Raw genomic sequence first — 12,719 nt, forward strand, 5'->3', positions numbered from 1 at the left:
TTTTATGGGTGCAAATAGCGAAACTCAAAAAAATAAGCCTCGTCTAGATATGGTGAAATGGCTCATTGTTTTTTTACTATTGATAACGGCGATTTTAGGTAATTACTATTACCAAAATGTTAACTTACCGCTGCGTGCATTTATCATTGTTATTATTATTTCTATTGCAGGCGGAATGGCACTGCTCACCAAAAAAGGCAAAGCGAGTTTAGAATTTGCTCGTGAAGCACGTATAGAAATGCGAAAGGTCATTTGGCCGACTCGTCAGGAGACGCTTCAAACTACTTTAATTGTTGCATTAATAACACTAGTGATGTCACTTATTTTATGGGGAATTGATAGTATTTTAGTCCGCCTCATTTCCTTTATTACTGGCCTGAGGTTCTAAGATGTCTGAAGTAACGAAAAAACGTTGGTATGTTGTTCAGGCTTTTTCCGGATTTGAAAGCAGAGTAAAGCAATCTTTACATGAACATATTAAGTTGCATAGCATGGAGGATTATTTTGGCGATGTGATGGTTCCGACAGAAGAGGTCGTTGAAGTCCGCTCTGGGCAACGCCGAAAAAGTGAACGCAAATTTTTTCCAGGCTATGTATTAGTACAAATGATCATGAATGATGCAAGCTGGCATCTCGTACGGAGTGTACCCAGAGTCATGGGTTTTATTGGTGGAATTGTGCCTACTCCTATTACCGATAAAGAAGCGGATGCCATCATCAATCGTTTACAGCAGACCACAGATAAACCAAGACCAAAAACATTATTTGAACCCGGTGAATTAGTTCGTGTTAATGAGGGCCCTTTCGCTGAATTTAACGGTACTGTCGAAGAAGTCGATTATGAGAAAAGCCGCCTAAAAGTTTCTGTTTCTATTTTTGGTCGAGCAACTCCGGTTGAGCTCGATTTTAGTCAAATAGAAAAAGGGTAACTATTTTTTATTAAAATTTTGGCCAGTTTTAAAATATAAATCATCATTTGAATCTTGCCGAAGATATCAAATCACAATACAATTGAGCGCTTTTTATTTTTTATCATGAGTTCATGCCATTTTTTTTGGCATTAAAAGTAAAAATTTTTTAATAAAATTCCCGTAAAAATCAAAAAAATAATTGGATACTCGTTATAAAAAAAGCACAAAATTTATTGAGATGATCGAAGCTTCATATAAATACAGGGTTATGCTCGTTTTTTAAAAACGTACCAAGTCAACTAACATAATTAAATCAACGATTTAATTTATTAAATTTGTAAAACATGGGGAGCCCCAAAAAGGCGCTATAACCCAAATTAAGGAAATTATAAATGGCTAAAAAAATACAGGCTATTGTTAAGCTTCAAGTTTCAGCTGGAATGGCTAACCCAAGTCCTCCGGTCGGGCCTGCTTTAGGTCAGCAGGGGGTGAATATTATGGAATTTTGCAAAGCCTTTAATGCGAAGACTGAACCTTTAGAAAAGGGTTTACCAATCCCTGTTGTCATTACTGTCTATGCTGATCGTTCTTTTACTTTTGAAACTAAAACCGTTCCTGCTGCAGTTTTATTGCTAAAAGCAGCGGGTGTTAAATCGGGTTCTCCAAAACCAAATACAAATAAAATAGGTAAAGTCACTAAAACTCAAGTTCGTGAAATTGCGGAAACCAAGCAGGCAGATATGACGGGGACCAGTATTGATGCAAACATTCAGTCTATATTAGGCACGGCTCGATCCATGGGATTAGAGGTGGAGGAATAGTAAAATGTCAAAATTAAGCAAACGTATGCGTGTTATCCGTGAAAAGGTAGATACTGCTAAGCAATATGATCTTGATGATGCCTTCCTTTTGTTGAAAAAGCTCGCCACCGCCAAATTTACAGAAAGTGTTGATGTGGCTGTAAATTTAGGGATTGATGCACGTAAATCTGATCAAAATGTAAGAGGTGCCACTGTTTTGCCGCATGGTACAGGCCGTTCTGTCCGTGTTGCAGTATTTACTCAAGGAGCAAATGCCGAAGCGGCGAACAATGCAGGTGCAGAACTGGTTGGAATGGATGATTTAGCCGCTCAAATTAGAAATGGTGAAATGAATTTTGATGTTGTGATTGCTTCTCCTGATGCAATGCGTGTTGTTGGTCAATTAGGCCAAATTCTTGGCCCACGCGGCTTAATGCCAAATCCAAAAGTAGGGACAGTGACTCCTAATATCGCAGAAGCAGTTACAAATGCTAAGGCAGGACAAATTCGTTATCGTAACGACAAAAACGGTATTATCCACACTACAATTGGCAAAATTGATTTTGATGCTCATAAATTGAAAGAGAATTTGGAAGCTCTCATTTCCGCATTAAAAAAAGCCAAGCCAGCTACAGCAAAAGGGCTTTATATCAAAAAAATCAGCTTATCAACCACTATGGGGGCAGGTCTTATGATTGATCAAAGTGCTTTGTCTTCTCTTGTTTAACTTTTAGTGATTTTTATTATTTGTGCTCAATGTCAAGACAAATAAATTTTAGAGCTATCGTTATCGATTCAAGATGTGGGTAAAGTTCGATGCTAATGTAACCTTAGCCACTAACATTAAGTAATTGGATTTTCGGCTGAAGCTTTATCTATTAAAGCCGCCGTTCAAGATCGCCAGGTGCAAAAAAAGTGCTTAATTGCCTGCGTAGACGGTGACAGAGCAGCCATAAAAGATAAATTTTATTTTTTTGCTCGATTCTGTTCACCATGTTTCAGAACCCGTGTGAGGTTCGTTTTTTTAATGAATCTCGGGTGATGTCAATGTCGGGTTCCCCGCCTAAATTAGGAGCAAAAATTAATGCCATTAAATCTTCAAGACAAAAAAGCCATTGTTGATGAGGTCAAAGAGATTGCCAAAGGTGCACTTTCTGCTGTAGTTGCTGATACTCGAGGGGTGACTGTTGCTAAAATGACAGGCCTACGTAAAGCAGCTCGGGAGGCAGGTGTATACATGCGTGTTGTTCGCAATACTTTAATGCGTCGCGTTGTTGTCAGTACTGATTTTGAATGCTTGCAAGACACCTTTGTGGGCCCAACTTTGATTGCATTCTCTACTGAACACCCTGGCGCCGCGGCCCGTTTGTTTAAAGAATTCGCCAAACTCAATAAAGAATTTGAAATCAAAGCTGCGGCTTTTGAAGGCACTCTGATTCCCGTATCAGATATTGATCGTTTAGCCACCTTACCTACTTATGAGGAGGCAATTGCACGACTCATGGCAACATTAAAAGAGGCTTCTGTAGGTAAGCTTGTTCGAACACTCGCGGCTTTAAAAGCAAAAAGAGAAGCTATTTAACCAATTTTACTTTCATCTATTAAACATAGATTCAATTTTAGGAATACTTTTTATGTCTATCGATCAAAAAAAACTTGTAGATATTACTAATTCTATTAGAGAAATGACCATCACAAACGTACTAGATCTGATCTCCATCATGGAAAAAGAATTTGGCGTTTCTGCAGCAGCAGCTGTTGCTGTTGCAGCTGCCCCTGCAGAAGCAGTTGAAGAAAAAACAGAATTTGACGTTATATTGAAATCCTTCGGTGAGAACAAAGTGGCTGTGATTAAAGCGGTACGTGGTGCGACAGGATTAGGCCTAAAAGAGGCAAAAGAATTGGTCGAAGCTGCTCCAAAAAATGTGAAAGAAGGCATTAATAAAGAAGAAGCAGAAAGCTTGAAAAAAACGCTTGAAGAAGCCGGTGCTGATGTTGATATTAAATAAAAATCAATATCCAATACGCTAAAACCTCATAGTTCAAGGAATGTTAAGAGCAATGTTCTTCAGAAAGCCTCGATAGTTCATTCAATGAATACAGGGTGTTCGTCGTTAAAAATGTGAAGCAATCCTCGTCCTTGAAGGCGTCTATTACCTATAAATTGACGTATTTTAAGATCAAAAGCCATCCTGAATTGAAGAATATGACGGGCATCAAGTATTCGAAGAGTGATAGTAAACATTAAAAGACACATTTTCGATATTTCATCGACAGTTATCCAAAAAAATCGTGTTGTATAAATCGCCCTTTTTTAAGCATTCGTTAAACATTTTTTGGGATAGCACGAATAAAAAACCATTTTGTCTGTGTTGTAATGAAAAATTTTATTCATTGCCTTAAAAGGGCAGACTAGGTCATTGAAAAGCGAGCTGAGGAACCTATGGTCTACTCCTATACCGAGAAAAAACGGATTCGTAAAAATTTTGGAAAGCGTCCACAAGTATTAGATATACCTTATCTGCTTTCTATCCAGCTCGATTCATTTCAAAAATTTATCGAGCAAGATCCCAAAGGGCAACAAGGTCTAGAAGCTGCATTTCGTTCTGTTTTTCCTATTCAGAGTTACAGTGCCCACTCTGAATTACAGTATGTCAATTATCGTCTTGGTGAACCTGTATTTGATGTTAAAGAATGCCAAATTCGCGGGGCAACCTACTCTGCACCTTTGCGAGTTAAATTACGCCTTGTTGTTTATGAAAAAGAGGCGCCCGAAGGTACAGTTAAAGACATCAAAGAACAAGAGGTCTATATGGGAGAAATCCCACTGATGACTGAAAATGGTACTTTTGTTGTTAACGGTACTGAAAGGGTCGTGGTCTCTCAGTTGCATCGTAGCCCCGGTGTTTTTTTTGACAGTGATAAAGGTAAAACGCATTCATCGGGCAAAGTTCTTTACAATGCAAGAGTGATTCCTTATCGCGGATCTTGGTTAGATTTAGAGTTTGATCCAAAAGATAATCTATTTGTACGTATTGACCGTCGCCGTAAACTCCCTGCAACGATCATTTTGCGCGCATTGGATTATAGCACCACTGACATTTTGAATTTATTTTTTGAAAAAGTACGCTTTGAAATTTGTAACGACAAATTAGAAATGAATTTAGTTCCAGAACGTCTTCGTGGTGAAACAGCTTCTTTTGATATTCAAATCAATGGCAAAATTTATGTTGAAAAGGGTCGCCGTGTTACTGCTCGCCATATTCGTCAACTTGATAAAGACCAAATTCAGCGTATTGAAGTCCCTGTCGAATACATTATTGGTAAAGTTGTCGCACAAGATTATATCGATGAAAATACAGGTGAATTGATATGTTCTGCTAATACAGAACTTTCATTTGATTTGTTGGCTAAACTCAGCCAAGCCGGTCATCAGCAAATTGAAACCATATTCACTAATGATTTAGATCATGGTGATTATATCTCTCAAACTTTGAAGGTTGATCCCACCACCGATCGCTTAAGTGCTTTGGTTGAAATTTATCGTATGATGCGTCCAGGCGAACCTCCAACACGTGAAGCAGCTGAAAATTTATTCGAAAATTTATTCTTCTCTGAAGAGCGTTATGACTTATCCGCAGTGGGTCGAATGAAATTTAATCGATCATTATTACGTGATGAAATCGAAGGATCAGGCATTTTAAGTAAAGAAGACATTATTGAAGTAATGAAAAAATTGATTGGTATTCGTAATGGTAAAGGTGAAATTGACGATATTGATCATCTAGGTAACCGTCGCATCCGTTCTGTTGGCGAAATGGCAGAGAATCAGTTTCGTATTGGTTTAGTGCGTGTTGAAAGAGCGGTTAAAGAACGTCTTTCTTTAGGCGATCTTGATACCCTAATGCCACAAGATATGATCAACGCTAAGCCCATTTCTGCGGCAGTCAAAGAATTTTTTGGCTCTAGCCAGCTCTCTCAATTTATGGATCAAAATAATCCATTATCTGAAATTACACATAAGCGCCGCATTTCTGCTTTAGGTCCAGGCGGATTGACGCGAGAACGAGCAGGTTTTGAAGTTCGAGATGTTCATCCTACCCATTACGGTAGAGTCTGCCCTATTGAAACGCCTGAAGGTCCAAACATCGGTTTAATTAACTCTTTATCTGTGTATGCGTGCACGAACGAATACGGTTTTTTAGAAACGCCCTATCGAAGTGTACATGAAGGTGCAGTCACCAATGAAATTCATTATTTATCCGCCATCGAAGAAGGCAACTTTGTTATCGCTCAGGCGAACTCAAATCTAGACGATAACGGTTATTTTATTGAAGATTTAGTGACGTGCCGTAATAAAGGTGAATCCAGCTTGTTTAGAAAAGAACAAGTCGACTATATGGATGTTTCAACGCAACAGATTGTCTCTGTAGGGGCGTCTTTAATTCCATTCCTAGAACACGATGATGCTAACCGTGCTCTCATGGGTGCGAACATGCAACGCCAAGCTGTTCCTACTTTACGTGCGGATAAACCTTTGGTCGGTACAGGTATGGAACGCGCTGTGGCTGTTGATTCAGGTGTCACTTGCGTTGCTAAGCGAGGAGGCAGTGTTCAGTATGTTGATGCATCCCGTATTGTCATAAAGGTCAATGAAAACGAAATGCATCCCGGCGAAGCCGGGATTGATATTTACAATCTTAACAAATATACGCGTTCCAACCAAAATACCTGCATCAACCAAATACCCTGTATCAATCTCGGGGAACTGGTTGAACGAGGTAATGTACTTGCCGACGGCCCTTCAACAGATTTAGGTGAACTTGCATTAGGCCAAAATATGCGAGTGGCTTTCATGCCTTGGAATGGATACAACTTTGAAGACTCCATCTTGGTTTCTGAACGCGTTATGCAAGAAGATCGTTTTACCACTATTCAAATTCAAGAATTGGCTTGTATTTCTCGTGATACCAAATTAGGTTCTGAAGAGGTCACCGCAGACATTCCTAACGTTGGAGAAGCCGCGCTGTCTAAACTAGACGAATCCGGAATTGTATACATAGGTGCAGAAGTCAATGGTGGTGATATTTTAGTAGGTAAAGTCACGCCTAAAGGTGAAACTCAATTAAGTCCAGAAGAAAAATTGCTACGCGCCATTTTTGGAGAGAAAGCCTCTGATGTAAAAGATTCTTCTTTGCGTGTGCCTAATGGTGTTTCTGCTACTGTGATTGATGTACAAATTTTCACACGAGATGGTGTAGAAAAAGACAAACGTGCATTAGAAATTGAAGAAATGGAGCTCAAACAAGTCAAAAAAGATCTCTCCGAAGAATTAAAAATTCTAGAAGCGGCTTTATTTGGGCGCATCAAAGCGGTTCTTATTTCTGGCGGTATCACATCTGAAAAACTAAGTCGATTACCTTGTGAGCGGTGGTTGGAGCTGCCTCTTTCTGAAGAACAAAAACAAGAGCAGCTTGAGCAATTGGCCGAACAATACGATGAAATGAAAGCTGAGTTTGATAAAAAAATGGAGGTTAAACGCCGAAAAATTACCCAAGGTGATGATTTGGCTCCAGGGGTCCTTAAAATTGTTAAAGTTTATTTGGCAGTCAAACGTCAGATTCAGCCAGGCGATAAAATGGCGGGGCGCCATGGCAATAAAGGCGTTATTTCTAAAATCAATCCTGTAGAAGATATGCCTTATGATGAAGAAGGCAATCCAGTCGATATCGTATTAAGTCCATTAGGTGTCCCTTCACGAATGAATATTGGTCAAATTTTAGAGACCCATTTAGGGATGGCCGCCAAGGGGATTGGAAACAAAATCAATGAAATGCTAAAAAAGAATGAACGTGTCTCCAAGCTGCGTAAATTTATTCAAAAAGCCTATGATCTCGGGGATGGTGTTTGTCAAACAGTAGATTTAAGTACTTTTTCTGACAAAGAAATATTGTCTTTAGCTGAGAACCTGAAAAAAGGCATGACTATTGCAACTCCTGTTTTTGATGGTGCCAAAGAAAAAGAAATCAAACAATTGTTAAAATTGGCAGATCTCCCTACTTCTGGTCAAATTAATTTGTTTGATGGGCGAACCGGTGAACAATTTGAGCGCCCTGTGACAGTCGGTTATATGTACATGCTCAAATTAAATCATCTCGTGGATGATAAAATGCACTCTCGCTCTACCGGCTCTTACAGTCTAGTGACTCAACAGCCTCTGGGGGGTAAAGCGCAATTTGGTGGGCAACGGTTTGGTGAAATGGAAGTCTGGGCACTAGAAGCCTATGGTGCCGCTTACACATTACAAGAGATGCTTACAGTGAAATCCGATGATGTCAACGGGCGCACCAAGATGTATAAAAACATTGTTGATGGTGATCACCGTATGGAGGCGGGTATACCTGAATCCTTTAACGTACTATTAAAGGAAATTCGTTCGCTTGGCATTAACATTGAATTAGAAGAATGAATTTACTAGACCTTTTGCAAAACCTGGAGAGGGCTTTTGATTCAAGGTACCGGGAGCTCAGGTACTTTCGTTTACATAGAGTAGATGGAAATACCGAGCACCACCCAATCCTGAGGCCACATTCCGAGGTCGATTTTGAAAGAGGTCTTTTTTTTGGACCGTAGGCTTTTAAATTTTGAAGCTACGATCAGTGCGTTAGTCACAGTTGCATTCAAGCTTAGGTTTGGGTATTTCTCAGTCTTAACTCCGACAGGGGCCAATACGTGAAAGATTTAATAAAATTTATTAAGGCACAAAATAAAACTGAAGAGTTTGATGCGATTAAAATTGCCTTGGCATCTCCAGATATGATTCGTTCGTGGTCATTTGGTGAAGTTAAAAAACCAGAGACCATTAATTACCGTACCTTTAAGCCGGAACGGGATGGGCTTTTTTGTGCCCGTATCTTTGGCCCGGTGAAGGATTATGAGTGTTTATGTGGTAAGTATAAGCGTTTAAAACATCGTGGGGTCATTTGTGAAAAATGTGGTGTCGAAGTGACACAAACTAAAGTACGTCGCGATCGTATGGGCCATATCGAATTGGCTTCACCCACTGCACACATCTGGTTTTTAAAATCTTTACCGTCTCGTATTGGCCTTTTATTAGATATGCCTTTACGTGACATCGAGCGTGTATTGTATTTTGAATCCTATATTGTGGTTGAAGGTGGCATGACCAACCTTGAACGCCGGCAAATCCTCACCGAAGAACAATATCTAGATGCACTTGAAGAATTTGGTGATGAATTTGATGCAAAAATGGGGGCAGAAGCCATCCAGTTTCTTCTCAAAAATTTAGATTTAAAAGCAGAATGTCAGCTTTTACGAGAAGAATTAAATGAAACAAATTCTGAAACCAAGCGCAAAAAATTAACGAAACGTATCAAATTGTTGGAAGCCTTTATTCAATCTGGTAACAAACCTGAATGGATGGTGCTCACCGTCTTACCTGTACTACCCCCTGACTTGCGTCCATTGGTGCCTTTAGACGGAGGCCGCTTTGCAACTTCTGATCTCAATGATCTTTATCGCAGGGTCATCAATCGTAATAACCGATTAAAACGTCTTCTTGATTTAGCAGCTCCTGACATTATCGTGCGTAATGAAAAACGGATGTTACAAGAAGCGGTTGACGCTCTTCTGGATAACGGCCGTCGTGGGCGGGCTATTATGGGCTCCAACAAACGCCCATTGAAATCTTTGGCAGACATGATCAAAGGAAAGCAAGGACGTTTTCGTCAAAATTTATTAGGTAAACGTGTGGATTACTCAGGCCGTTCTGTTATTACGGTTGGACCTTATTTACGCTTGCATCAATGTGGTTTGCCAAAAAAAATGGCACTTGAGCTGTTCAAACCTTTTATTTATGGAAAGCTTGAGTTACATGGTTATGCGACCACCATTAAAGCCGCCAAAAAAATGGTAGAGCGTGAAGAAGCAGTGGTATGGGATATTTTAGACGACGTCATTCGTGAACATCCTGTATTGCTCAATCGTGCGCCCACATTACACCGTCTGGGCATTCAGGCATTTGAGCCTGTTTTAATTGAAGGCAAAGCCATTCAGCTGCATCCTCTGGTTTGCGCGGCTTATAACGCAGATTTTGATGGCGATCAAATGGCCGTACATGTCCCCCTGACTCTAGAAGCACAGCTTGAAGCACGTGCACTGATGATGTCGACCAACAACATTTTATCGCCTGCTAATGGTGAGCCTATTATAGTGCCTTCTCAAGACGTTGTTTTGGGCCTTTACTACATGACCCGCGACTGTGTGAACGCCAAAGGGGAAGGCATGCTTTTAAGAAGCCCTAGAGAGGCAGAGCTGGTATATCGTTCAGGCGTTGCTTCTTTACATGCTAAGGTCAAAGTTCGCATTTCTGAAGAAATCAGGAACACTGAAGGAGATGTTTTTTCGCAAACAACCCTGGTGGATACAACTATTGGGCGGGCTATTTTATGGATGATTGTACCTAAAGGTTTACCTTATTCCATGGTCAATCAACCTTTGAATAAAAAAAGCATCTCAAAAATGTTAAACAGCTGTTATCGTATTTTGGGATTAAAATCTACGGTGGTTTTCGCTGATAAAATTATGTATACCGGTTTTGCTTACGCTGCGCGATCAGGGGTTTCTGTTGGAATCGACGACATGGTGATCCCGATTAAAAAAGCAGAAATTATTTCGGAAGCCGAATCAGAAGTGGCGGAAATACAGGAGCAATTTCAGTCAGGTTTAGTCACAGCAGGTGAACGTTATAATAAAGTCATCGATATCTGGGCAGCGGCTAATGAACGCGTTGCCAAAGCGATGATGGAAAATCTGTCTGTTGAAAACGTACTAAACCGTGAGGGTGTTGAAGAGCAACAGGTGTCTTTTAACAGCATATTCATGATGGCCGATTCAGGCGCAAGAGGGTCTGCAGCTCAAATTCGGCAATTAGCAGGCATGCGTGGCTTAATGGCAAAACCAGATGGTTCCATTATTGAAACGCCGATTACAGCCAATTTCCGTGAAGGCTTAAATGTACTGCAATACTTTATTTCGACGCATGGTGCGCGTAAGGGATTGGCTGATACGGCATTGAAAACGGCGAATTCTGGTTATCTGACGAGGCGTTTGGTCGATGTTGCACAAGATTTGGTGGTCACTGAAGATGATTGTGGAACACATGACGGTATTCTAATGACACCTGTTATTGAAGGAGGAGACGTTAAAGAGCCCCTAAGAGAGCGTGTATTAGGCCGAGTGACCGCCGAAGAAGTCCTGAAACCAGGAACGGCAGATATCTTAATTCCCCGTAATACTTTACTGAGTGAAAAATGCTGTGATCTACTAGAAGAGCACTCAGTAGATAGCGTCAAAGTTCGTTCAGTCGTCAGTTGTGAAACTGATTTTGGCGTTTGCGCCCATTGTTATGGCCGAGATCTCGCTCGGGGTCATATCATCAATAAAGGGGAAGCAGTAGGTGTTATTGCCGCGCAATCTATCGGTGAACCAGGCACGCAGCTCACGATGCGTACTTTCCACATAGGAGGGGCAGCATCCAGAGCAGCGGCAGAATCTAGTATTCAAGTCAAAAGCAAAGGGAATCTGAAGTTAGACAATGCCAAATTCGTGATGAATGCCTCAGGTAAACTGGTCATCACTTCTCGTAATACAGAATTGAAATTACTCGATGATTTTGGGCGTACCAAAGAAAGCTACAGAGTGCCTTATGGTGCAGTCATGGCTAAAGGTGATGGAGCGGAAGTGACTTCTGGAGAAACGGTGGCCAACTGGGATCCTCACACCATGCCTGTCATCACTGAAGTCAGTGGTTTCATTCGCTTTGCTGACATGGTCGACAGTCAAACCATTATCAGACAAACAGATGAGCTCACGGGGCTATCATCCCTGGTTGTGCTTGATAGTTCAGAGCGTATCGGAAGTGGGAAAGATTTACGACCGGCATTAAAAATAGTGGATGCCGAAGGCGAGGGCGTCTTGATCCCAGGTGCGGATATACCGGCTCAATATTTTTTACCGGGTAAAGCGATTGTTCAATTAGAAGATGGGATTCAAATTACTGCTGGCGACACCTTGGCCCGTATTCCTCAAGAATCTGGTGGTACTAAAGACATCACAGGGGGGCTTCCAAGGGTGGCAGATTTATTTGAAGCGCGCCGACCCAAAGAGCCTGCTATTTTAGCTGAAATCAGCGGTATTATTTCCTTCGGTAAAGAAACGAAAGGCAAACGTCGTTTAGTGATTTCACCTTTGGATGGCAGTGATGCCTATGAGGAGATGATCCCAAAATGGCGTCAACTCAACGTCTTTGAGGGAGAGGTTGTTGAACGTGGTGATGTCGTATCTGATGGCCCAGAATCCGCCCACGATATTCTTCGTCTGAGAGGGGTACATGCTGTCACTCGTTATATTACTAATGAAGTACAAGAGGTCTATCGTCTTCAGGGGGTTAAAATAAACGATAAGCATATTGAAGTGATCGTGCGCCAGATGCTACGAAAAGCGACCATAGTGAGCTCAGGAAGTACAGATCTTCTAGAGGGCGAACAAGTAGAAGTATCAAGCGTTAAGCTTGCAAATCGTAAGCTTGAATCTGAGGGTAAGATCCCTGCTATTTACATTCATGATTTATTGGGGATCACAAAAGCCTCTTTGGCGACAGAGTCCTTCATTTCGGCTGCCTCCTTTCAAGAAACCACTAGAGTACTCACAGATGCGGCGGTATCAGGTAAAAGAGACGGACTTCGTGGTTTAAAAGAGAATGTCATTGTGGGCCGTTTAATTCCCGCTGGTACTGGTTATGCTTACCATCAGAATCGTAAGCACCAAAAACAAAAAGAAGAAAAAGGGGCATCAGATGATCTGCAAATCAGTGCCGATGAAGCGAGTGCTCACTTGGCTGAATTACTGAATGCAGGGTTTAATCAGGCTAACTAGAGATACTCGGCTCATTATAAAGAAATGAGTGTTTTAGCGATTTTTTATTTAT

General features: G+C 41.0%; 9 protein-coding genes. 8 read left to right on the plus strand and 1 reads right to left on the minus strand.

Translation table 11 applies throughout. From position 1 onward, the window contains the following. Window positions 1-4 precede the first annotated feature (4 nt). The 6 genes from secE to rplL all read left to right on the plus strand — a co-directional run bounded on the left by secE (window position 5) and on the right by rplL (window position 3,720). The gene (gene secE / locus AACL23_RS08425; RefSeq protein WP_015873271.1) at window positions 5-388 is read left to right on the plus strand and encodes a preprotein translocase subunit SecE; all 384 of its coding nucleotides are present in this window, start codon (window positions 5-7) and stop codon (window positions 386-388) included. 1 nt (window position 389) lies between these two features. Continuing rightward, window positions 390-929 (plus strand): transcription termination/antitermination protein NusG, encoded by a 540-nt coding sequence (gene nusG / locus AACL23_RS08430; protein ID WP_015873270.1) that lies wholly within the window; start codon window positions 390-392, stop codon window positions 927-929. 374 nt (window positions 930-1,303) lie between these two features. Then, window positions 1,304-1,732 carry a 50S ribosomal protein L11 gene (gene rplK / locus AACL23_RS08435; protein WP_015873269.1) on the plus strand — a complete coding sequence of 143 codons (429 nt, stop codon included), beginning with the start codon at window positions 1,304-1,306 and terminating at the stop codon, window positions 1,730-1,732. Window positions 1,733-1,736: 4 nt separating this feature from the next. Further along, window positions 1,737-2,438 (plus strand): 50S ribosomal protein L1, encoded by a 702-nt coding sequence (gene rplA / locus AACL23_RS08440; RefSeq protein WP_015873268.1) that lies wholly within the window; start codon window positions 1,737-1,739, stop codon window positions 2,436-2,438. Window positions 2,439-2,795: 357 nt separating this feature from the next. Then, entirely contained in the window at window positions 2,796-3,293 is a 498-nt protein-coding gene (rplJ, locus tag AACL23_RS08445) for a 50S ribosomal protein L10 (RefSeq protein ID WP_095034235.1), read from the plus strand. A gap of 52 nt (window positions 3,294-3,345) precedes the next feature. Next, window positions 3,346-3,720 carry a 50S ribosomal protein L7/L12 gene (gene rplL / locus AACL23_RS08450; protein WP_015873266.1) on the plus strand — a complete coding sequence of 125 codons (375 nt, stop codon included), beginning with the start codon at window positions 3,346-3,348 and terminating at the stop codon, window positions 3,718-3,720. A gap of 77 nt (window positions 3,721-3,797) precedes the next feature. On the opposite strand, the gene AACL23_RS08455 is transcribed toward rplL, so the two are convergent. Continuing rightward, window positions 3,798-3,956 carry a hypothetical protein gene (locus AACL23_RS08455; RefSeq protein ID WP_158530922.1) on the minus strand — a complete coding sequence of 53 codons (159 nt, stop codon included), beginning with the start codon at window positions 3,954-3,956 and terminating at the stop codon, window positions 3,798-3,800. Between the two features lie 198 nt (window positions 3,957-4,154). Between AACL23_RS08455 and rpoB the strand changes: the two genes are divergently transcribed. Next, window positions 4,155-8,180, plus strand: coding sequence for a DNA-directed RNA polymerase subunit beta (gene rpoB, locus AACL23_RS08460; RefSeq protein WP_100103101.1), 4,026 nt, complete (start codon window positions 4,155-4,157; stop codon window positions 8,178-8,180). A gap of 263 nt (window positions 8,181-8,443) precedes the next feature. Next, window positions 8,444-12,667, plus strand: a complete 4,224-nt coding sequence (gene rpoC / locus AACL23_RS08465) for a DNA-directed RNA polymerase subunit beta' (protein ID WP_100096305.1) — start codon at window positions 8,444-8,446, stop codon at window positions 12,665-12,667. The last annotated feature ends 52 nt before the right edge of the window (window positions 12,668-12,719 follow it).

Source organism: Candidatus Williamhamiltonella endosymbiont of Tuberolachnus salignus, from assembly GCF_964019775.1.
In the GTDB taxonomy this organism is placed as follows: Bacteria; Pseudomonadota; Gammaproteobacteria; order Enterobacterales; family Enterobacteriaceae; genus Hamiltonella; species Hamiltonella defendens.